Genomic DNA, 20578 nt, shown 5'->3' on the forward strand with positions numbered 1-20578 from the left:
CAACACGATGGCTGCACCCAAACGTATCGCGCTGGTGACCGGCGCAGGCTCCGGCATCGGCCGGCAGATTACCCTGGCGCTGCTGCGCGAAGGCTATGGCGTGGCCCTGGCCGGACGTCGCCAGGATGCGCTGGAAGAGACCGTCAAACTGGCTGGCGAACACGGTGCAAATGCACTGGTGGTGGCGACCGACGTGACCGATCCGGCCTCGGTCAAGCACCTGTTCGCACAGACCCGGCAACGCTTCGGCCGGCTCGACATGCTGTTCAACAATGCCGGCATCTTCGCACCGCCAGTATCGCTGGAGGAGTTGAGCGTGGAGCAGTGGAAGGCAGCGGTGGACATCAACCTGACCGGTGTTTTCCTGTGTACCCAGGAAGCCTTCCGCGTCATGAAGGAGCAATCCCCGCGTGGTGGCCGCATCATCAATAACGGCTCCATCTCGGCCCATGCGCCGCGTCCGTTCTCGGCCTCCTATACGGCCACCAAGCATGCCATCACGGGCCTGACCAAGGCCACTTCGCTGGATGGTCGCGCCTATGACATCGCCTGCGGCCAGATCGACATCGGCAATGCCTCCACCGACATGACCACGCTGATGAAGAAAGGCACCTTGCAGGCCGACGGCTCCACCAAGGTCGAACCGACCATGGACGCCGAGCACGTGGCCAAGGCCATCCTCTACATGGACAGCCTGCCGCTGGATGCCAATGTGCAGTTCATGACGGTGATGGCGACCAAGATGCCCTATATCGGGCGGGGTTGAGCGGTCAGCGCTTAAGAAAGAATGCGCCGTCGGGAAACCCGCGGCGCATTTCTTATTGACCGTTCTGCTGCCACTCGCTCAGTCTGCCTCGCCCTTCATACCCCGCCATTCAGGGGTGAGCTGCAGCGAAATGCCGAACATGTCCAGCACGCGCCCGAGGGTGTGATCGACCATTTCTTCCATCGAGGCCGGGCGCTGGTAGAAACCGGGCAGCGGCGGGAAGATCACGCCGCCCATCTCGGTGACGGCGGTCATGTTGCGCAGGTGGGCCAAGTTGAAGGGCGTTTCGCGCACCATCAATACCAGGCGACGACGTTCCTTCAGGACTACGTCGGCGGCACGGGTGATGAGGTTGTCGGAGAGACCATGCGCCACGGCGGCCAGGGTTTTCATCGAACAGGGCGCCACCACCATGCCGGTGGAGGCGAAGGAGCCGCTGGCGATGCAGGCACCGACGTCGCGCACGTGATGCACCACGTCGGCCAGGGCTTCGACGTCCTTGCGCCGCATGTCCAGTTCCTGGTGCAGATTGAGCACGCCGGCTTCGGAAATCATCAGATGGGTTTCCACCTGACCATGCTTGCGCAGATGCTGCAGCAGGCGCACGCCATAGATCGCGCCGGTCGCACCGGTGATGGCGACGATCAGGCGCTGGCGTGGCGGACTGGAAGTGGAACTCACGAGAGAAACCTGAGCAGGGTGGCGATGCGCCGGGTTTAGCCCTTGATCAGGGTCTGCAGTTCGCCCGAGGCGTACATTTCGCTCATGATGTCCGAGCCGCCGACGAATTCACCCTTCACGTACAGCTGGGGAATGGTTGGCCAGTTCGAATATTCCTTGATGCCCTGACGCACATCGGCGCTTTCCAGCACATTGACGGTGACGATGTTCTCGGCGCCGCTGGCCTTGAGCAGCTGGATGGCCTTGCCGGAGAAGCCGCATTGCGGGAACTGGGCGGTTCCCTTCATGAACAGCACGACAGGGTTTTGGGTCACGGTTTCTTTGATCCAGGATTGGACGTCGCTCATGGCTATGCCTTTAAAAATGGGATTGCCGACATTATAGGGAAAAGCCGCCGCGCGCGTTGAAGTCGGCAGGGTTGCGGCGTGGTTGGGATGTTATCCGAGATTGCTTGATGGAAATCATTTATACGATTTCCGCTTTGAACCTTGTCATCAAGATGAGGGCGGGAGGACCCCCTTCAAGTCTCATTGCAAGCCGCGTCGGGAGAACAGCGGCGGTGACGGACACGGGATCACTGTTTGCCTCAGGAAATGAAACCGGCCCCGGCGCCGCAAAATGAAAAAGGGCGCTTGCGCGCCCCTTCCTCATGAGATTCCCACCTTATGCGTCACGCTGTCGTTGCGCAACTGCCGGCAGGAATGGTCCTTGGGTCCTTGTCTTATGCCGCGCCAGCCACTGCATCAGTGGGGGTGTCGTCGGGCAGACGCTTGGCCATGGAGTGATGCTCCTGCAAGCGGTCCTTGTGCTTGATGACCTGGCGGTCGAGCTTGTCGATCAGGGCATCGATGGCGGCATAGAGGTCGTGCGCAATGCTTTCCGCATGTAGATCCTTCCCCTTGATGTGGACGTTGATTTCCGCTTTTTGGCGCTTTTCCTTTTCTGTGAGTTTATCTACGCTCAGGATCACGCTGACGTCGATCACGTTGTCGAAATGGCGCTTGATACGGGCCAGCTTGCTTTGCACGTATTCCCGGATGGCGGGGGTCAGTTCGAGGTGGTGTCCACTGATGGTCAGATTCATACAAGACTCCTATCGTGAGGTCACTGGAGGTTCGTGCGATGCATCGTCTACAGCTGCTGTACCACGGGCACGGTCTTCGTGTCGGATGGCATGGGCACCAGGTAGGGATGCTTGCCTGAACACAGCAACGGTACTGCTACAGAAAAACTGAGGAAAGCTCAGAGGGACTTGCGGAGATTGACTGGCGGAATCTTCAACACTTCGCGGTATTTGGCGACTGTGCGTCGCGCGACCACCATGCCTTGTTCTGCCAGCATATCCGCAATCTTGCTATCGGATAATGGGGTCTGCGGGTTTTCGGCTCCTATCAACTGTTTGATCAGCGCCCGTATCGCGGTGGAGGAGGCTTCGCCTCCGGTTTCAGTCGCGACGTGGCTACCGAAGAAGTACTTCAACTCGAACATGCCGTGCGGCGTGAGCATGTATTTTTGAGTTGTCACACGAGAGATTGTGCTCTCGTGTAGACCCAGTGTATCAGCAATTTCACGCAGCACAAGGGGCCGCATGGCCACTGCGCCATGTGAAAAGAAGTTTCTTTGACGTTCGACAATAGCCTGCGCGACTCGCAAAATTGTATCGAAACGTTGCCGCATGTTCTTGATGAGCCACTTGGCTTCCTGCAACTGGGAAGACAGCGATCCCTCGCCCTTGGCCTGCTTGAGCGCACTCGCATACATCGCATTGACGCGCAGCTTGGGCATGACCTCATGGTTGAGCATGACCTGCCAGCCGTTCTTTGTCTGTTTGACAATCACGTCCGGCACCACGTAGTCAGAAGCATCGCGCGCGAATTCGGCACCCGGATGCGGACGGCACTGACGGATCACCGCCTGTGCTTCGCGCAGGTCCTCGTCATCGCAATCGAGAGCCTTCTTGATCTTGTTGAAGTCGCGCTGTGCGAACAGCGGCAGGTAATCCTCGACAATCCTCAAGGCCAGCTTGCGGGTGACGAAGGGCACCTTGGGCAGGCGGCGGATCTGCAGTGCCAGACATTCACCGGCACTGCGCGCACCCACCCCGGCCGGGTCCAGGCTCTGCAGCAGCTTCAGCGAGATCGACAGTTCTTCCAGGTCAACGCCCAGCTCTTCCGGCAGGCGCGCCAGGATGTCTTCCAGCGGTTCCTCCAGGTAACCGCTTTCGTCCAGCGCATCGGTGAGCAGTTCCAGCAGCGCACGGTCGCGGTGTGTGCGGGCGGTGACCCGTATCTGTTCCAGCAGGTGTTCGCGCAGGGTCAGCTCATGCGCTTCCAGTTGCGGGCGGGCATCGTCGTCGTCGGGCGATTTGCCACTGCGTGCCACGTCGTCGAAGCTCCAGTCGGATTCGCCACTGACACCGCTCTCGGGGCTGTTGTCCTGATAGTCGAAACTGGCTTCGCCATCAGTAGCGGAGGGCGCTGCTTCGTTGCCGCTGTCGCCAGCGGGCTCGGCCACTCCGGTGGAGGGCGCGGAAGAGACCGCGCCATCGGCCAACAGGCGCACCGAATTGTCGAGCGCGTCGTCCAGGCGTTCGAGCAGGGGATTGTCGGACAGGATCTGTTCCAGTTCCTGGTGCAGTTCCAGCGTCGACAGTTGCAGCAGCCTGATCGACTGCTGCAGTTGCGGCGTCAATGCGAGGTGCTGCGAGGTACGTAACTGGAGCGACTGTTTCATCTGTCTTTCTGGGAGCGGCGTGGCCCGCTGGTTGCAATACCGTTGTGTGGCCGATGGACGGCGGGTGCTACATGCGGAAGTGTTCGCCCAGGTATACCCGGCGCACCGATTCGTTGGCGATGATCTCTTCCGGGTTACCGCTGGCCAGCACCGTGCCCTGGTTGATGATGTAGGCGCGGTCGCAGATACCCAGGGTTTCCCGCACGTTGTGGTCGGTGATGAGCACGCCGATGCCGCGTTCCTTGAGGAAGCGCACGATGCGCTGGATTTCGATCACGGCAATCGGGTCGATACCGGCAAACGGTTCGTCCAGCAGCACGAAGCGCGGATCGGTGGCCAGTGCGCGGGCGATTTCCACGCGGCGGCGTTCGCCACCGGAGAGCGACAGTGCCTGGCTCTCGCGCAGCTTTTCGATCTGCAGTTCATGCAGCAGGTTGTTCAGGCGGCCCTCGATTTCATCGCGCGAGAGCGGCTTGCCGTCTTCCTGGCGCAGTTCCAGCACGGCGCGGATGTTGTCTTCCACCGTCAGCTTGCGGAACACCGAGGCTTCCTGCGGCAGGTAGGACAGCCCCAGCGTGGCGCGCTTGTGGATCGGCAGGCGCGAGATGGGCGAACCGTCCAGATCGATTTCGCCACCGTCCGAGGGGACCAGGCCGACGATCATGTAGAACGAGGTTGTCTTGCCGGCACCGTTGGGGCCAAGCAGGCCGACCACTTCGCCACTACGCACTTCCATGGAGACGTCACGCACTACCTGGCGCGCACCATAGCTTTTCTTCAGGCCGCGAACGACCAGTGAGCTTGCCATCTTTACTGGTCCTTTCCGTTCTGACGACGCTGGGCCGGCGCCGGTGTAGCGGGCTGGGCGGGCGTGGAAGGCTGGGCGGCATCCGCCGGCGGCGGGTTCTTGGGCTGGATCACGGCAGTGATGCGTCCTGCCCCCGGCTTGCTTTCGCCGCTGGCGGTGTTGTTGACGGAGTAGAACTCGGCGCGGCTGTCATAAGAGATGAATTCGCCATTGACTTCGTCAGTGATGCGGTTGCCATCCATGCGCTGAATGTGTGCCCGCTGGAACAACTTGGAGATTTCGGTTTGCTCGGAATACTCGATGCGTTCGGCCTGGCCCTCGATCCACAGGTTGGGGCCGCCATCGCGCTTCTGGCGGAAGTTCGCCAGTGCACCAGGGGCCGCGTACAGCACCGCATTTTCATAGCCGTACTGGTCGGTCGTGAGCACCACGCGGCCTGCCTTGATGATCAGGGTGCCGCGGGTCATGACGACGTTGCCGGTGAAGGTCTTCACCTGGCGCACGTCGTCGTAGACCATCTGGTCCGCCTCGATGTTGGTGGGCTTGGTGGAGTCCGCCTTTTCGGCGTGGGCCACGCCGCACACGGCAGCCAGCATCAGCATCGGCAGTAAGAGTGAGCGTTTCATGGATTTCCTGTCTGGTCGGTTCTTGGCGTTTTTATCGTGGAGACAACCGGGTTAGCGTTTCTTAGGCGTGGGCTCGTAATAACCGCGCACATTGCCGAACAACTGCACGACCTGGGTGGCGTTGTTGGCCAGCATGCCCACTCCATTCAATCTGGTGGTGCCCATCGTCATTGCAACCGGTTTGTCGGTCTTGACGATCTCGTCATCGGGTAGCAGCAGCAGGTATTCCGAGACCAGATGCATCGGCGCACGGCCGTTGGCGGCGCCGCGGATGGCGTTGGCATTGCCATACATGTGGATCTGGGTCTGGTCGTCGGTCACGCGTGCCGTGTCGGAATACAGTTCCATCGGAGGCTTGTCCTTGTCCAGGCTGTGCACCACCGGCTTGGTAATTTCGAAGGAGTCGTCCAGCGGGAAGTGGACCATCTTGGTCCCGGAAACGTCATAGCGCGGAAGGCCCGTGGGACCGAGTTTCACGTAGCTGAAGTTTTCCAGGTAGTAATCGGGTTTGCCACGCGGGCGCTGCACTGCGTGCTGGTCGCTGGAGGCACGCAGGGCCTGCAGTACCCAGAAGCTGCCCAGGGCTGCGCCGATCAGGATCACCACGATCACTGCCAGCCGGATGCGCTCGGCGGCGCGTTCTCCGCTGCGCCCGCTCATGCCAGGTACGGCGCCAGCGCCGCCTCGTAGTTGCCCTGCGCGGCCAGGACCAGGTCGCAGACTTCGCGCACCGCGCCGTTGCCGCCAGTGGCCTGGGTCACGTAATCGCAGCGCGCCTTGACCTCGCGGTGACCGTTGGCCACGCACGCCTTGAAGGCGACGCGGGTCAGGACCGGCAGGTCGATGATGTCGTCGCCCAGGTAGCCACACGCGGCCGCCGTGAGCTGGGTGTGCTGCAGCAGTTGTTCGAAGGCCTGGCGTTTGTCGTGTACGCCCTGGAACACGTGGGCGATGCCGAGGTCACGCGCGCGCCGCAGTACATAGGGCGACTGGCGTGCGGTAATGATGGCGGCGGCCGTGCCGAACTGTTGCATCATCTTGATGCCGTGGCCATCGAGGGCGTTGAAGCGCTTGAAGGCCTCACCCTCTTCGCCGTAGAACAGGCCGCCGTCGGTCAGGACGCCATCGACATCGAAGATCATCAGGCGAACGCCGGCTGCCTTGGCGAGGGCGTCCGGCGGCAGGGAGCTGGTGAAGGCGGACGCGGTCATCAGATTACCTTGGCGCGGGTCAGGTCATGGATGTGCAGCGCGCCCGTGAGGACGCCCTCGGCATCGGTGACCAGCAACTGGTTGATACGGAATTGTTCCATCAGCTGCACGGCGTCCACCGCCAGCCGATCCTGGTTGATGCTTTGCGGCTGGGCGTGCATCACTTCGGCGATGCTGAAGCTGGTGAAATCCTGGCCCCGCTCCAGCAGGCGGCGCAGGTCGCCGTCAGTGAATACGCCGATCGGCCGGAACTGCTCATCCACCACGGCCGTCATGGCCATGCCCTTGCGCGTGATTTCCATCAGCGCGGCCGACAGCGAGACATCCGGACGCACCGCCGGGATGGCCTCGCCACTGCGCATCACGTCACGCACGTGGGTCAGCAGGCGGCGGCCCAGCGCGCCACCGGGGTGGGAGCGCGCGAAATCTTCTTCCAGGAAGCCGCGGGCGTCCAGCAGCGACACCGCCAGCGCATCGCCCATGGCCAGCGTGGCCGTGGTGCTGGCGGTGGGCGCCAGGTTCAGGGTACAGGCTTCCTTGGCCACGCCCACGTTGAGGTGCACCGCCGCCATCCGGGCCAGGCTGGAATCGTCATTGCCGGTCATGGCGATGATCACAGCGCCCATGCGCTTGATGATGGGGACGATCGCCAGCAGCTCGGCGGTTTCGCCAGAGTTGGAAATGGCGATGAAGACGTCCTTGGGGGTCACCATACCCAGGTCGCCATGGGAGGCTTCGGCCGGATGCATGAACAGCGAGGGGCTGCCGGTGGAGGCGAGCGTGGCGGCGATCTTGCGGCCGATGTGGCCTGATTTGCCGATGCCCGACACCACGGTGCGGCCCTGGCATTGCAGCACGGCCTGCACGGCTTGTGCCAAGGGCTCGGCGCTATCGTCGCGCAGGCGGCTCTTCAGCGCCAGGATGGCATCGGCTTCAATCTGCAGGGTCTGGCGCGCCAGCTCGACGGCACGGCGGGCAGCCTCGGCGGAAAAAGATGCAGATGTGGTTTTGTCATCGGTTACACTCATAACCGAAGTATAAACGAATTAGCAAAGCAAAAAACTTGCCAGATGTAAGGGAATGCTGTTGAGCTTGATATAAGGTGCAGGATTGCGACGCACCGCAACATGCTCGCCAGGGGGGAGTCAATGCCGCTTCCGGCAGCACTGCAGGAGGCGGGGCACTGAACACGGAACACGGAGCATGGGGCGCGCCGGTATCAGGCCGGCATAAACCAGGGAGCCCGGCTCCGCCGACCGGGATGCACCTTTGCGGCCCGCCTTCGCTATCCGCCGCGGTGAGCTGCGGTGAACACTCTCCCGCGCTGCCTTGCTCTGGTGCGTTGTCAAATTGCTCATATTCACTGCATTGCATTGTCATAAGAAACCAAACAAGCCATGTTTTCCGGACTGGAACTGACACTCTTCCTTCTGGCTGCGGCGGTGCTGGGCGTGGTCGCCTTCCGCATGATGCAGTTGCCGCCCATGCTGGGCTATCTGGTGGTGGGCATCATCATCGGCCCGCACGGGCTGGCCTTCGCCGAAGACAATGAAACCACCCATGCCCTGGCCGAGTTCGGGGTGGTGTTCCTGATGTTTTCCATCGGCCTGGAGTTTTCCCTGGCCAAGCTGTCGGCCATGCGCCATATCGTCTTCGGGCTGGGCGTGGCGCAGGTGGCCACCACCATTGCTGCCACCATGGTGATGGCCTGGGGCTCGGCCATGGTGCTGCCGCAGTTCATCAACGTGAGCTGGCAGGCGGCCTTCGCGCTCGGCGGCGCCCTGACCATGTCATCCACCGCCATCGTCTCCAAGCTGCTCACCGAACGACTGGAACTGGAAACCGAGCATGGCCGCCGCATCATGGGCGTGCTGCTGTTCCAGGATCTGGCCCTGGTGCCGCTGTTGATCGTGGTGCCGGCGCTGGCCAACAATTCCGGCAACATCATGGTCACGCTGGGTTGGGCCGTGGGCAAGGCGATGGTGGTGCTGGCGCTGCTGCTGTTCTTCGGCAGCAAGCTCATGCGTGGCTGGTTCCGCATCGTGGTCAAGCGGCGCTCGCAGGAACTGTTCATGCTGAACCTGCTGCTGATCACCCTGGGCGCGGCCTGGATCACCGAAAAGGCCGGCTTGTCCCTGGCTCTGGGCGCCTTCATCGCCGGCATGCTCATTTCCGAGACCGAGTTCAAGCACCAGGTGGAAGAAGACATCAAGTCCTTCCGCGATGTCCTGCTGGGCCTGTTCTTCATCACCATCGGCATGCTGCTCAATGTGCGCACGGTGGTCGATCACTGGTTCCTGGTGCTGCTCCTTCTGACCGGGCCGGTGCTGCTCAAGTTTGCCCTCATTGCCGGGCTGGCGAGACTGTTCGGATCGTCCACCGGCGTGGCGCTGCGGGTCGGCCTGGGCCTGGCGCAGGCCGGGGAATTCGGCTTCGTGCTGCTGAGCCAGGCCGGCGGACTCAAGCTGGTCGATCCCTTGCTGATCCAGGTGATCCTGGCAGCGATGGTGCTGTCGATGCTGGCTACGCCTTTGATCCTGGCCAAGTCCGACGCCATCGTCATGCGATTCTCCGCCAACGAGTGGATGCTGCAATCCCTGGCCCTCACGCAACTGGCCACCCGCACCATGGGCGTGCAGAAGCACGTCATCATCGCCGGTTTCGGCCGCAGCGGTCAGAGCCTGGCGCGCCTGCTGGAAGAGGAGGGGATCGCCTACCACGCGTTGGAGATGGACCCGGAACTGGTGCAGGATGCCCGCAATGGGGGCGCCAATGTCTCCTACGGCGATGCCGCCCGGCGCGAAAGCCTGGTGGCCGCCGGCATCCACCGTGCCGCCGCCCTGGTGGTCACCTATGCCAGTACGCCCTCGGCGCTGAAGGTCTTGCATCACGCCGCCGAACTGGAGCCGGAGCTGCCCGTGATCGTGCGCAGCCATGACGACGCCGATCTCGAAAAACTGCTCGCCGCCGGGGCTACCGAGGTTGTGCCCGAAGCGCTGGAAGGCAGCCTGATGCTGGCCTCGCATGCGCTGGTGATGCTGGGTGTGCCATTGCGCCGGGTGGTGCACCGCGTGCAGGATGCGCGCGATGAGCGCTATGCCTCGCTGCGCGGCTATTTCCATGGCATGTCCGACGCCGAGGCCGATGGCGTGGGCATGAATGTGCGCCTGCAGTCGGTCACCCTGATCGGGGGCGCCAGTGCAGTTGGTCACACCCTCGCCGAGATCGACCTGCCCACGTATTGCGGCGCCGAGGTCGCCATGCTGCGCCGTGGCAAGCAGCGTCTCGATGCGCCTGATCAGGCGGTGCTCATGGCCGGTGACATCGTGGTCTTGCGCGGCAGTTCGGAGAGCATCCTGCGCGCCGAAAAACGCCTCCTCAGCAAATGAGGACCACCCCCGCACAATGAGGTCTTGTTCCCCTGGTACGGGAAATGCTAGTGTTGCTGGATGGTAGCGGCGCGGCTTATTCGCCTGCGTCGACCGTGTCAGGACAAGGGCTTCGCACAACGAGTCCCTTGTTGAAAAAACAATAGCAAGTCCGGGAGGAACATGTTCAGCACACTCACGATCAGGGCTCGCCTGATCTTCGTCATTGGTTTTCTGGCCCTGCTGCTGGTGGCATCGGGCGTTCTCGGTCTGGTCAGCCTGCGCTCGACCAATGCGCAGATGCGCTCGCTCTACGAGGACAGGCTGGTGGCGCTGTCCCAGCTCGAACGCATGTCAGCAGCGCTGGATGCTGCGCGCAACGGCATTTCCACCTCCATTGTGGGCGACTCCGGCGATATCGACGCCAACATGGACAAGCTGGAAAAGGCCCTCAAGGCCAACGACGCCGTCGTCAAGCAGTACCAGGAAACCGTGCTGACCACCGAAGAAAAGGCGCTGCTGGACAAACTGCTGCCGCAACGCCAGAAATTCATCACCGATGGCATCAAGCCCGCGGTCGAGGCGCTGCACAATCGCGACTTCCAGGGTGCCATCGAAGTCTACGGTGGCCTCATGCTCAAGCTCTATGCCGATGCCCATGCCACCCTGGGGCAATTGATGGACCTGCAGCGCAATGTCGGCCGCGACCTGTATGAACAGGCGCAGCAGCGCTACCAGACCCTGCTCGTCGTGATGAGCGTGGCCATGGCCGCCGGCCTGGCGGTAGCGCTCCTGATGGGGGTGTTGCTGGTGAAAGCCATCTCGGCACCGCTGCGACATGCCGTCGCGCTGGCGCAAGCCGTGGCCGCGGGTGATCTGACCCAGCGTATCGAGGTGCACAGCCAGGACGAGACCGGCCAGCTGATGCAGGCGCTCAAGCAGATGAACGACAACCTGCAGGGCATCGTCGGCCAGGTCCGTCTGAGTACCGATACCATCGCCACGGCTTCCAGCGAAATCGCTCATGGCAACCTGGATCTTTCCTCTCGTACAGAACAGCAGGCCGGTGCCCTGGAAGAGACCGCCTCGGCCATGGAAGAGCTGACCTCGACCGTGCGCACCAACGCCGACAATGCGCAGCAGGCGCGGCAACTGGCGCATTCGGCTTCCGAAGTGGCGGTACGTGGGGGCGAAGTGGTGCGTCAGGTGGTCGATACCATGAGTTCCATCAACCAGTCTTCCAGCAAGATCGTGGACATCATCAGCGTGATCGACGGCATCGCCTTCCAGACCAACATCCTGGCCTTGAACGCTGCAGTGGAAGCGGCCCGTGCCGGCGAGCAGGGCCGCGGCTTCGCGGTCGTGGCGTCGGAAGTGCGTTCGCTGGCCCAGCGCTCGGCGGCGGCGGCCAAGGAAATCAAGGTGCTCATCGATGATTCCGTCACCCGGGTAGGCAGCGGCAGCACGCTGGTGGCCCAGGCCGGTGCCACCATCGACGAGGTCGTCAAGAGCGTGCAGCGCGTCAGCGAAGTGGTCAGCGAGATCAGTGCAGCCGGGCAGGAACAGAGCCAGGGCATCGAAGAAGTCAACCGCGCCATCACGCAGATGGATGAGACCACCCAGCAGAATGCCGCGCTGGTGGAGCAAGCCGCTGCGGCCGCTCAGGCCATGCAGGAGCAGGCGGCGCGCCTGTCGGAAGCGGTCAGCGTATTCCGTGTTGGCGGCAGCACCGTGCTGGCGGTTCAGTCGTCCAGCGTCACATCCTCGGAGGCCGCCGAGCGGGTGCCAGGCAGGGGGGGATTGCTCTTGCCGTGATAGGCGAACACGGCCGAACACTTGACCTGGTTGCTGTCGTTGCGGCCAGCCGCGTGGAACAGGCCGCTGTGGAACAGCACCACGTCGCCCGGCTCCAGTGACAGCGCAATGCCTTGCGCAAACAGCGCCTGGTTGGCCGGCACTTCCGGGCGCAGGAAATCCAGTTCATCCATCTGCTCGGCTTGCAGCGTCAACCTGTGCGAGCCGGGAATGAACTTGAGCGCGCCGTTTTCAGGCGTCTCAGCGCCCAGCGCCAGCCACACCGAAATCAGCTCGTTGCGCGGGAAGGACCAGTAGCGGATGTCGCGGTGCCAGCCGGTGGCGGTCCCGAAAGCCGGATGCTTGGTCATCACGCAGTTGTGATGGGCCAGGGTCAGGCAGACCGGTTCTTCGAACAGTTGATGCAGCATGGCCACCAGTTGCTTGTGCCCGGCCCATTCGCGGTAGACGGGGTCACGCTGCCAGGCTGCGCGCAGACGCCGCGCCGTGCGGCCACCTTCGGCGTCCAGCGAGGCCGGGGCGCCTTCATAACCGACCTCGGCTTCATATTCGAGCGGGGCGACCGCGCGTTGCAGGTGATCGCGGGTGACGGCGAGCATGCGCTCGCGCAGATCGGCAGGGACCATGCCCTTCAACAGCAGATAGCCTTGCTCGCGGAAAAAGGCGACCTGGGCGGGTGACAGCGGGTTCGACATGTGGGTCTTTCGGGGTTGCACGGCGGCATGCTGAGGGAATGCCTGCCTTCATTGTGCGCCGGATGGCGGCCAAGAGCATGACTGTATGCCAAGGCCGGCGACGCGCAAGATACAGATGCGACCAGATTCTGTATCGTTTGCGCGCGCGCAAGTCCGGACTTCTTTTTTACTTCGCTTTCTTCTTCAGCAAGGGTGCCAGGTACTTGCCGGTGACGCTGGCCGGGTTCTTCGCCACGTCCTCCGGCGTGCCGGCCGCGACGATCTTGCCGCCGCCCGCGCCCCCTTCGGGCCCCAGATCGATGATCCAGTCGGCAGTCTTGATGACGTCCAGATTGTGCTCGATGATGGTCACCGTATTGCCCTGGTCGCGCAGGCGGTGGATCACCTTGAGCAGCAGGTCGATGTCATGGAAGTGCAGGCCGGTGGTCGGCTCATCCAGGATGTAGAGCGTGCGGCCGGTATCGCGCTTGGACAGTTCCAGCGACAGCTTCACGCGTTGCGCCTCGCCACCCGAGAGGGTGGTCGCGCTCTGGCCCAGCTTGATGTAGCCCAGGCCCACGTCCAGCAGCGTCTGCAGCTTGCGGGCGATCAGCGGTACCGGCTTGAAGAACTCATGGGCATCTTCAACCGTCATGTCGAGGATCTCGGTGATGTTCTTGCCCTTGTACTGGACTTCCAGTGTTTCGCGGTTGTAGCGCTTGCCGTGGCAGACGTCGCAAGGCACGTACACGTCCGGCAGGAAGTGCATTTCCACCTTGATCACGCCATCGCCCTGGCAGGCTTCGCAGCGCCCGCCCTTGACGTTGAAGGAGAAACGGCCGGCACTGTAACCACGTTCCTTGGCCATCGGCACCGTGGCGAACAGGTCGCGGATCGGCGTGAACAGGCCCGTATAGGTGGCCGGGTTGGAGCGTGGGGTACGGCCGATGGGAGCCTGGTCCACCGCGATCACCTTGTCGAAATGCTCCAGGCCGCCGATGGCTTCGTGCTCCGCCGGCTCGGTCTGCGAGCCATACAGGTGGCGCGCTGCCGACAGGTAGAGCGTGTCATTGACCAGGGTCGACTTGCCCGAACCGGAGACCCCGGTCACGCAGGTCAGCAGGCCCACCGGCAACTCCAGGTCAACGTTCTTGAGGTTGTTGCCGGAGGCGCCAGCGATGGTCAGCATGCGCGACTCGTCGCAGGGCGTACGCTTCTTGGGGACCGAGATTTCCAGCGAGCCGTTGAGGTATTTGGCGGTCAGCGACTTCTTGTTCTTCAGGATTTCCGGCAGCGAGCCATGGGCGATCACGTCACCGCCGTGCACGCCCGCGCCGATGCCCATGTCGACGATGTAGTCGGCGGTACGGATGGCGTCTTCATCGTGTTCCACCACCAGCACGGTGTTGCCGATGTCGCGCAGGTGGCGCAGGGTATCGATGAGACGGTCGTTGTCGCGCTGGTGCAGGCCGATGGAGGGTTCGTCCAGTACATACATCACGCCGGTCAGGCCCGAGCCGATCTGCGAGGCCAGGCGGATGCGCTGGGCTTCGCCGCCGGAAAGCGTGTCGGCGCTGCGCTCCAGGGACAGGTAGTCCAGCCCGACGTTGTTGAGGAAGGTCAGGCGCGAGACGATTTCCTTGATGATGCGGTCGGCGATTTCCTTCTTGGCGCCGGTCAGCTTCAGGGTCTCGAAGAAGGACAGGGTCTCGCGCAGGGGCGTAGCTGCCACCTCATAGATGGCGCGTTGCTGCTTGCCGCTGCCTACCTTCACGTAGCGTGCTTCCACCCGCAGGCGCGCGCCGTGGCAGGAAGGGCATTGCTTCTCGTTGATGAACTTGGCCAGCTCTTCCTTGACCGCCATCGAATCGGTCTCGCGGTAGCGGCGCTGCAGATTGTTGACCACGCCTTCGAAGGTGTGCTCCTTGACCACGGTACGGCCGCGCTCGTTGACGTAGGCGAAGGGGATGGCCTGGCGGCCGGAACCGTACAGCACCACCTGCTGGGCCTTGTCGTCGAGCTGCTCGAAGGGAACGTCGAGGTCGAAGTCGTAGAAGGCCGCGATGCTGGTGAGCATCTGGAAATAGAACTGGTTGCGACGGTCCCAGCCCTTGATCGCACCTGAAGCCAGCGACAGGTTGGGGAAGGCGACGATGCGCTTGGGATCGAAGAACTCGATATGGCCCAGGCCATCGCATTCCGGGCAGGCCCCCATCGGGTTGTTGAAGGAGAACAGCCGCGGTTCCAGCTCCTGCAGCGAATAGCCGCAGATGGGGCAGGCGAACTTGTTGGAGTACAGGTGTTCCTTGCCGCCATCCATTTCGAGCGCGATGGCGCGGCCATCGGCCAGACGCAGCGCGGTCTCGAAGCTTTCGGCCAGGCGCTGCTTGATTTCAGCCTTGACCTTGACGCGATCGATGACGACATCGATGGTGTGCTTCTCGGTCTTCTTCAGCTTGGGCAGGTCATCGACCTCGTAGACCTTGGCCGTGCCGGTGCCGCTCTGGATGCGAAAGCGCACGAAGCCCTGGGCCTGCATCTCCTCGAACAGGTCGGCATGCTCGCCCTTGCGGTTGGCCACTACCGGCGCCATGATCATCAGCTTGGTATCTTCCGGCAGTGCCAGCACCGCATCGACCATCTGCGAGACCGATTGGGCCTCCAGCGGATGTTCGGGGTGGTCGGGGCAGTAGGGCGTGCCGACGCGGGCATACAGCAGGCGCAGGTAGTCGTGGATCTCGGTGACGGTGCCGACCGTGGAGCGCGGGTTGTGCGAAGTAGCCTTCTGCTCGATGGAGATCGCGGGAGACAGGCCCTCGATCATGTCCACGTCCGGCTTTTCCATCAGTTGCAGGAACTGGCGCGCATAGGCCGACAGGGACTCCACGTAGCGGCGCTGGCCCTCTGCATACAAGGTATCGAAGGCCAGCGAGGACTTGCCCGAACCGGACAGCCCGGTGATGACGATGAGCTTGTTGCGGGGGAGGTCTAGGTTGATATTCTTGAGGTTGTGCGTGCGCGCGCCGCGAATGCGAATTTCTTCCATGGATGCCTTCAGCTAGGGGTTTCCTGCCGCCGCGTGGAATGACGCCTTGCGCGGAGCAGCGGTGGGACAACATGTAACTATAACAGGACTGCGAACGGCCGGCAGGCAGGCCGGCGGCGCCAGATGACCCATGTGGGAACACATCCGGGAAATGAAAGCGCGGCAGTAGGAAAAGCGCCCCGGATGGAGCGCAAATGACGCAGGAAATCGTCAGCGCCGGCATTCTGCAGAATGCGTCGGCCAGCAAAAAGCCGGCGCGTGGTCGGCTCGTATTCCCAGGGCGATGGACGCGCTGGACAGCGACCGATGTTTAACCGGCGCGCTGCCAGACCTTGAAGAGCTGTCCGTCATCGCCATCGCGGCGCCCTTCCCAGAACAGCGTCCAGTGACCTTTGGGACGGTGGGTGACACCAGGGGTTTGCTGGATCACCCAGCGGCATTCGGTCGTTCCGGTAGCGTCGATGGGCTGGTGCAGGACGCCCGTGTAGTAGTACAGCATCGGTGCTTCCGACTCGCCCAGGTTCTGGCTGGCCATGCAGTCGTCGGCATGCCAGGCGGGCGCGAGCCGGGTATTCAGGTCGGCGTAGACGAACTCATAACTTTTCCCGTAGTCGGCCCACGGCAGCAGCAGCGTGAAGGCCAGGCCCCACATCAGCGTGATGCCGCCAAACCAGGAAAACGCGCCACGCCATTGGCCGGCCAGCTGCAAGAGACCCAGCGAGGCGATCCACAGGATGCTCATGGCGCCGGCCGCCAGCAAGGCCAGCGGCTGGATCGGAGTGACATATTCCAGCGGCAGCCACTTGCCCATGAAACCGATCCAGTGATGATGTTCGACCGGCAAGGTCGAGATGACATAGATGGCCCAGATGCCCACGGCCATCAGGCCGAAGGCCACACGCGCCAGCCAGTCCCAACCCAGATTGAATGCGTCCGGAAGACGCGGGATGGCGCGCGCGCCCAGCATCGCCAGCGGCAGCAGCACCGGCAGCAGATACAACTGGCGGGCCGTGGCCGAGCTTTGCAGCACGGCCAGGCTGATCGCAGCGAAGACCAGCGGCATGGCGACCCGTGAACTGCGGGCCTGGCGCCAGTCGCCGCTGGCCAGGCCCAGCAAGGCCAGTAGCGAGCCGGGCAGGGCGAAACCGGCCAGTGCCCGCAGGATCACGGTGTGATCATTGTCCGAGCCCAGTTTCTTCACCGAAAAGCCGAAGAAGCGGCCGACGTTGTTATCCCAGAACCATTCCATGAACAGTGGCACCGAGTGCTGCGCCAGCAGGGCCGGCCAGATCACGAAGAAAGGCAGTGACACCAGCACCGCCAGACCCACCATCTTCCAGTAGGTGCGGTGGCGGCAGGACTGCACCAGCAAGCCCAGCACCAGTGCCGTGGCCGCGAAGGTCAGCGGTACGAACAGGCCCTTGCTCATCTCGGTGATTCCCACACCCAGGCCGAACCAGAACGCAGCGGTCCACGATGGCGTGCGGCGTTCCTGGTTCAGGGCGATGGCCAGCAGGCCATAGGTAGCCATGGTGGCGCCGGTAACCAGCGCCACGTCAGTGAACATGTCATGGGCATGCTTGACCATGCCGGGGGAACCGGCGAACAGCGCCAGCGTCGCCAGTACCGGCAGGCTCATCAGGCTGCGCTGGTTCCACATCATCTGGGCGATGCGCGCCACGAAGACCAGCGTCACCAGGTTGTAGAGCACGCTGGCCAGGCGCGCACCCTCGTGGTACGGCAGCAGCGGATGCAGCAGCTTGGCCAGGAACACGGCCGTCCAGTAGTACAGCGGCGGCTTTTCCATGAACGGCCGGCCGGCATTGGTCGGCACCAGATACTCACCCGAAGTCAGCATGTGATGGATCATGCCGAAGGAATAGGTTTCGTCCTGCTTCCACGGCCCATGGCCGAAGATGCCCGGCAGCAGCCAGGCTGCGCCGGCCAGGACCAGCAGCAGCCAGGCCATGCGCGAGGACAGGGCGTGCTGACCCAAGACCGGTGCCGATGTCGTCGAAAGAGATGGCCCTGGCTTGCGTTCAGAGACCGAATCGAATAGGAACATGCTGAATACGGATGCGAGCCGCCTGCGCTGCCCGCGAAAAATTCAAAAACCGAAAACCTGGGAGCAGAGCGGCAACAAACGTGATCCTCGGCGCGCCTTGGCGCAGTGCCTGGTGCTCTTCGCCATCCTCTGCATCGGGTTTTCTCCCCCCTTGATGCGTGCTTGCTTTATTTTTCTTGGCGAGGATTATTGCCTGGCGAAAATCTTCCGGTAATGGAAGTCGGCGGCTGTTATAGGACACTGCAGAAAAAATGAGCAAGTCGACATTTTGGCATAAGCATTGAACTAAATGACGTATTTGTCAGGAAAGGTGTGAAGATTTGCTACATTCCGCCGTTTGCTGACCGCGCATTGTTGGATTGATGCAGCACATGGAAGCGCGCTAAACCCGTCGGATCGGTACAGAGCTCGTCAGGCGGGCTCCCGAGGCGCCGGACTATGCTGTTACCATACTGCCTTTGTCCTACAGCCCGGTTTCACGAAAGGCCGGGCAGCCGCCAACGCCAGCCCCTACACGTCACACGTATGTCCCACGACACAAGTTCATCCGCACAGCCTGAGAAAACCGGCATGTCGCGCGCCGAGGTGCGTGCCAGCGTTTCCCTGGCCTCGATCTTTTCCCTGCGCATGCTGGGCCTGTTCCTGGTGTTGCCGGTGTTTGCCGTGCACGCCCACAGCCTGCCCGGGGGCGACAGCGATACCCTGGTCGGCATCGCCCTGGGCATCTATGGACTGGCGCAGGCCTGTGGACAGATTCCCTACGGGATTGCCTCCGACCGCTATGGCCGCAAGCGCATCATCGTCATCGGCCTGTTGCTGTTTGCGCTGGGCTCCTTCGTGGCCGCTGGTGCCCAGAGCGTGATGTGGCTGCTGGTGGGACGAGCGCTGCAGGGTTCGGGCGCGATCTCTGCCGCCATCACCGCCTTCATCGCCGATTCCACCCGCGAGGAACATCGCACCAAGGCCATGGCCATGGTGGGTGCCTCCATCGGGGTAACCTTCGCGGTCTCGATGGTGGCCTCACCACTGCTCTACGAGTCGATTGGCATGGGTGGCATCTTCGGCCTGACCGGCGTGCTCTCCCTGCTGGCTATCGCGGTGGTGCTATGGGTGGTACCGGCGGCGCCGATGGTACAGGCCAGGCGGGTGTCGCTGGCCGAGGTGCTGCGCCAGACTGAACTTCTGCGCCTGAACTGGGGTGTATTCACGCTGCACCTGACCCAGGTTGCCATGTTCCTGGTGGTGCCGGCAGCGCTCGTGCAATCGGCTGGCCTGCCGCTGGGTGAACACTGGAAGATCTATCTGCCGGTGGTTCTGGCCTCCTTCGTGCTGATGCTGCCGCCGATCATCGTGGCCGAGAAGTACGGGCGCATGAAGCCGGTCTTCGTCGGCGCCATCAGCCTGATGCTGCTGGTGCAGGTGGGCTTCTGGCTGGTGTTGTCCCAACCGCTGGGAAGTCTCTGGATGCTGGTGACCCTGCTGTTCCTGTTCTTCGTCGCCTTCAACATCCTGGAAGCGGCCCAGCCTTCGCTGGTGTCCCGTATTGCCCCTCCAGCGGCCAAGGGCGCGGCGCTGGGCGTCTATAACACCCTGCAGGCGCTGGGTTTGTCCTGCGGCGGCGCCCTGGGTGGCTGGCTTAAACAAAATGTGGGGAATTCCGCGGTGTTCCTCTTGTCTGCTGTGCTCACCCTGACCTGGCTTATAATCGCGGCTAACATGAAAAACCTGCCGCGCCGTTCAGCGCCGGCGGCGGGTGCAACAGCCTAAACGTATTCAGGAGAAACAATGGCATCGGTCAATAAAGTCATCATCGTCGGCAACCTGGGGCGCGACCCGGAAACACGCTACATGCCCAACGGCGAAGCCGTCACCAACATCGCCGTCGCCACGACCGAGAGCTGGAAGGACAAGAATTCCGGCGAAAAGAAGGAGCTAACCGAGTGGCACCGCATCACCTTCTATCGCAAGCTGGCTGAAATCGCCGGCCAGTACCTGAAGAAGGGCTCGCAGATCTACGTCGAAGGCCGCCTGCAGACGCGCAAGTGGCAGGACAAGGAAGGCGTGGAGCGCTACACCACGGAAATCATCGCCGATACCATGCAGATGCTGGGCGGCCGCCAGGGCGCGGGCGGTGGTGGTGGCATGGATGAAGGCGGCTACGGCAGCGGTGGTGGCGGTGCAGGCAGCTACGGCGGCGGCGCACCTCGCCAGAGCGCTGGCGGTAATGCGGGTGGTGGCGGTGGTGGCGGCGCCCCGCGCCAGCAGCCGGCCCAGCGCCCGGCGCCGAACTTCTCGGACATGGATGACGATATTCCCTTCTGATCCGTTTCCCGCAGGCTGCGAATGCGGCCTTGCTCTTCTGAAGAACCCCTCGTCTGCCTACGCAGCGAGGGGTTTTTTCATGGGCCCAGATTTCAACTGAAACCTGGGCGAGCAAACCTGCAATGTGGCGGTAACCGGTCAACGCGATGATGACAACAAGCCGAAGCAAACAGCATCGGTCTCAACCCACCAGATCAAGGAGAACACCATGCTTATCGGACTCATCATCGCCTTCGCTGAAACCATGTCCCACATCTTCGGCGGCTGATTGGCTGTCACTACAAGGAGAACACCATGCTCGTCGGACTCATCGTCGTTTTCGCTGACACCATGTCCCGCCTCTTCGGCGGCTGATCGCCCACTACTACAAGGAGAACACCATGCTCGTCGGACTGATCGTCGTCTTCGCTGACACCATGTCCCGCCTCTTCGGCGGCTGATCGCCCACTACTACAAGGAGAAC

18 protein-coding genes are annotated in these 20578 nt (G+C 62.6%); 6 read left to right on the plus strand and 12 right to left on the minus strand.

What is annotated here, in order from left to right; all coding sequences use genetic code 11:
• The first annotated feature begins 7 nt into the window (after positions 1-7).
• Positions 8-766 carry an SDR family oxidoreductase gene (locus HFRIS_RS02675; RefSeq protein WP_006461681.1) on the plus strand — a complete coding sequence of 253 codons (759 nt, stop codon included), beginning with the start codon at positions 8-10 and terminating at the stop codon, positions 764-766.
• A gap of 78 nt (positions 767-844) precedes the next feature.
• Here HFRIS_RS02675 and HFRIS_RS02680 read toward each other — a convergent pair whose 3' ends face one another.
• The 9 genes from HFRIS_RS02680 to HFRIS_RS02720 all read right to left on the minus strand — a co-directional run bounded on the left by HFRIS_RS02680 (position 845) and on the right by HFRIS_RS02720 (position 7853).
• Positions 845-1447, minus strand: coding sequence for a UbiX family flavin prenyltransferase (locus HFRIS_RS02680; RefSeq protein WP_006461682.1), 603 nt, complete (start codon positions 1445-1447; stop codon positions 845-847).
• A gap of 35 nt (positions 1448-1482) precedes the next feature.
• Positions 1483-1794 carry a Grx4 family monothiol glutaredoxin gene (gene grxD / locus HFRIS_RS02685; RefSeq protein ID WP_006461683.1) on the minus strand — a complete coding sequence of 104 codons (312 nt, stop codon included), beginning with the start codon at positions 1792-1794 and terminating at the stop codon, positions 1483-1485.
• Positions 1795-2168: 374 nt separating this feature from the next.
• The gene (gene hpf, locus HFRIS_RS02690) at positions 2169-2531 is read right to left on the minus strand and encodes a ribosome hibernation-promoting factor, HPF/YfiA family (protein WP_006461684.1); all 363 of its coding nucleotides are present in this window, start codon (positions 2529-2531) and stop codon (positions 2169-2171) included.
• Positions 2532-2689: 158 nt separating this feature from the next.
• Entirely contained in the window at positions 2690-4180 is a 1491-nt protein-coding gene (locus HFRIS_RS02695; protein WP_006461685.1) for an RNA polymerase factor sigma-54, read from the minus strand.
• A 67-nt stretch (positions 4181-4247) separates the two neighbouring features.
• The gene (gene lptB, locus HFRIS_RS02700) at positions 4248-4988 is read right to left on the minus strand and encodes an LPS export ABC transporter ATP-binding protein (protein WP_006461686.1); all 741 of its coding nucleotides are present in this window, start codon (positions 4986-4988) and stop codon (positions 4248-4250) included.
• 2 nt (positions 4989-4990) lie between these two features.
• Complete coding sequence (lptA, locus tag HFRIS_RS02705) at positions 4991-5614, minus strand: lipopolysaccharide transport periplasmic protein LptA (RefSeq protein WP_039874062.1); 624 nt, start codon at positions 5612-5614, stop codon at positions 4991-4993.
• Positions 5615-5665: 51 nt separating this feature from the next.
• The gene (gene lptC, locus HFRIS_RS02710; protein ID WP_006461688.1) at positions 5666-6274 is read right to left on the minus strand and encodes an LPS export ABC transporter periplasmic protein LptC; all 609 of its coding nucleotides are present in this window, start codon (positions 6272-6274) and stop codon (positions 5666-5668) included.
• Entirely contained in the window at positions 6271-6825 is a 555-nt protein-coding gene (locus HFRIS_RS02715) for a KdsC family phosphatase (protein ID WP_006461689.1), read from the minus strand. The genes lptC and HFRIS_RS02715 overlap by 4 nt, the downstream gene beginning before the upstream one ends.
• On the minus strand, positions 6825-7853 hold the full coding sequence (locus tag HFRIS_RS02720; RefSeq protein ID WP_006461690.1) for a KpsF/GutQ family sugar-phosphate isomerase: 1029 nt from the start codon (positions 7851-7853) through the stop codon (positions 6825-6827). The genes HFRIS_RS02715 and HFRIS_RS02720 overlap by 1 nt, the downstream gene beginning before the upstream one ends.
• Before the next feature lie 369 nt (positions 7854-8222).
• On the opposite strand from HFRIS_RS02720, the gene HFRIS_RS02725 reads away from it, so the two are divergent.
• Together HFRIS_RS02725 and HFRIS_RS02730 are read left to right on the plus strand one after the other, a co-directional pair.
• A complete protein-coding gene (locus tag HFRIS_RS02725) occupies positions 8223-10214 on the plus strand; it encodes a monovalent cation:proton antiporter family protein (RefSeq protein WP_006461691.1) in 1992 nt (663 codons plus the stop codon).
• 162 nt (positions 10215-10376) lie between these two features.
• Complete coding sequence (locus HFRIS_RS02730) at positions 10377-12008, plus strand: methyl-accepting chemotaxis protein (RefSeq protein ID WP_006461692.1); 1632 nt, start codon at positions 10377-10379, stop codon at positions 12006-12008.
• Here HFRIS_RS02730 and HFRIS_RS02735 read toward each other — a convergent pair.
• From HFRIS_RS02735 to HFRIS_RS02745, 3 genes are all read right to left on the minus strand, one after another.
• Positions 11936-12703 carry a phytanoyl-CoA dioxygenase family protein gene (locus tag HFRIS_RS02735; protein WP_006461693.1) on the minus strand — a complete coding sequence of 256 codons (768 nt, stop codon included), beginning with the start codon at positions 12701-12703 and terminating at the stop codon, positions 11936-11938. The genes HFRIS_RS02730 and HFRIS_RS02735 overlap by 73 nt on opposite strands.
• A gap of 166 nt (positions 12704-12869) precedes the next feature.
• A complete protein-coding gene (gene uvrA, locus HFRIS_RS02740) occupies positions 12870-15728 on the minus strand; it encodes an excinuclease ABC subunit UvrA (RefSeq protein WP_006461694.1) in 2859 nt (952 codons plus the stop codon).
• A 310-nt stretch (positions 15729-16038) separates the two neighbouring features.
• On the minus strand, positions 16039-17724 hold the full coding sequence (locus tag HFRIS_RS02745) for an ArnT family glycosyltransferase (RefSeq protein ID WP_006461695.1): 1686 nt from the start codon (positions 17722-17724) through the stop codon (positions 16039-16041).
• A 67-nt stretch (positions 17725-17791) separates the two neighbouring features.
• On the opposite strand from HFRIS_RS02745, the gene HFRIS_RS02750 reads away from it, so the two are divergent.
• The 3 genes from HFRIS_RS02750 (at position 17792) to ssb (ending at position 20115) form a co-directional block, all read left to right on the plus strand.
• A complete protein-coding gene (locus HFRIS_RS02750; RefSeq protein WP_006461696.1) occupies positions 17792-18007 on the plus strand; it encodes a hypothetical protein in 216 nt (71 codons plus the stop codon).
• A 356-nt stretch (positions 18008-18363) separates the two neighbouring features.
• Complete coding sequence (locus tag HFRIS_RS02755) at positions 18364-19560, plus strand: MFS transporter (protein WP_006461697.1); 1197 nt, start codon at positions 18364-18366, stop codon at positions 19558-19560.
• 18 nt (positions 19561-19578) lie between these two features.
• A complete protein-coding gene (ssb, locus tag HFRIS_RS02760; protein WP_006461698.1) occupies positions 19579-20115 on the plus strand; it encodes a single-stranded DNA-binding protein in 537 nt (178 codons plus the stop codon).
• The last annotated feature ends 463 nt before the right edge of the window (positions 20116-20578 follow it).

The organism is Herbaspirillum frisingense GSF30, assembly GCF_000300975.2.
In the GTDB taxonomy this organism is placed as follows: Bacteria; Pseudomonadota; Gammaproteobacteria; order Burkholderiales; family Burkholderiaceae_D; genus Herbaspirillum; species Herbaspirillum frisingense.

What these genes read in the sequence shown, in the direction of transcription:
- HFRIS_RS02695 (WP_006461685.1), bottom strand. Translation starts at nt 4,180, where the DNA reads ATGAAACAGTCGCTCCAGTTACGTACCTCGCAGCACCTCGCATTGACG.
- HFRIS_RS02715 (WP_006461689.1), bottom strand. Translation starts at nt 6,825, where the DNA reads ATGACCGCGTCCGCCTTCACCAGCTCCCTGCCGCCGGACGCCCTCGCC.
- ssb (WP_006461698.1), top strand. Translation starts at nt 19,579, where the DNA reads ATGGCATCGGTCAATAAAGTCATCATCGTCGGCAACCTGGGGCGCGAC.
- grxD (WP_006461683.1), bottom strand. Translation starts at nt 1,794, where the DNA reads ATGAGCGACGTCCAATCCTGGATCAAAGAAACCGTGACCCAAAACCCT.
- HFRIS_RS02755 (WP_006461697.1), top strand. Translation starts at nt 18,364, where the DNA reads ATGTCGCGCGCCGAGGTGCGTGCCAGCGTTTCCCTGGCCTCGATCTTT.
- HFRIS_RS02720 (WP_006461690.1), bottom strand. Translation starts at nt 7,853, where the DNA reads ATGAGTGTAACCGATGACAAAACCACATCTGCATCTTTTTCCGCCGAG.
- lptB (WP_006461686.1), bottom strand. Translation starts at nt 4,988, where the DNA reads ATGGCAAGCTCACTGGTCGTTCGCGGCCTGAAGAAAAGCTATGGTGCG.
- HFRIS_RS02735 (WP_006461693.1), bottom strand. Translation starts at nt 12,703, where the DNA reads ATGTCGAACCCGCTGTCACCCGCCCAGGTCGCCTTTTTCCGCGAGCAA.
- lptA (WP_039874062.1), bottom strand. Translation starts at nt 5,614, where the DNA reads ATGAAACGCTCACTCTTACTGCCGATGCTGATGCTGGCTGCCGTGTGC.
- lptC (WP_006461688.1), bottom strand. Translation starts at nt 6,274, where the DNA reads ATGAGCGGGCGCAGCGGAGAACGCGCCGCCGAGCGCATCCGGCTGGCA.
- HFRIS_RS02675 (WP_006461681.1), top strand. Translation starts at nt 8, where the DNA reads ATGGCTGCACCCAAACGTATCGCGCTGGTGACCGGCGCAGGCTCCGGC.
- HFRIS_RS02730 (WP_006461692.1), top strand. Translation starts at nt 10,377, where the DNA reads ATGTTCAGCACACTCACGATCAGGGCTCGCCTGATCTTCGTCATTGGT.
- HFRIS_RS02750 (WP_006461696.1), top strand. Translation starts at nt 17,792, where the DNA reads ATGCTGAATACGGATGCGAGCCGCCTGCGCTGCCCGCGAAAAATTCAA.
- uvrA (WP_006461694.1), bottom strand. Translation starts at nt 15,728, where the DNA reads ATGGAAGAAATTCGCATTCGCGGCGCGCGCACGCACAACCTCAAGAAT.
- hpf (WP_006461684.1), bottom strand. Translation starts at nt 2,531, where the DNA reads ATGAATCTGACCATCAGTGGACACCACCTCGAACTGACCCCCGCCATC.
- HFRIS_RS02725 (WP_006461691.1), top strand. Translation starts at nt 8,223, where the DNA reads ATGTTTTCCGGACTGGAACTGACACTCTTCCTTCTGGCTGCGGCGGTG.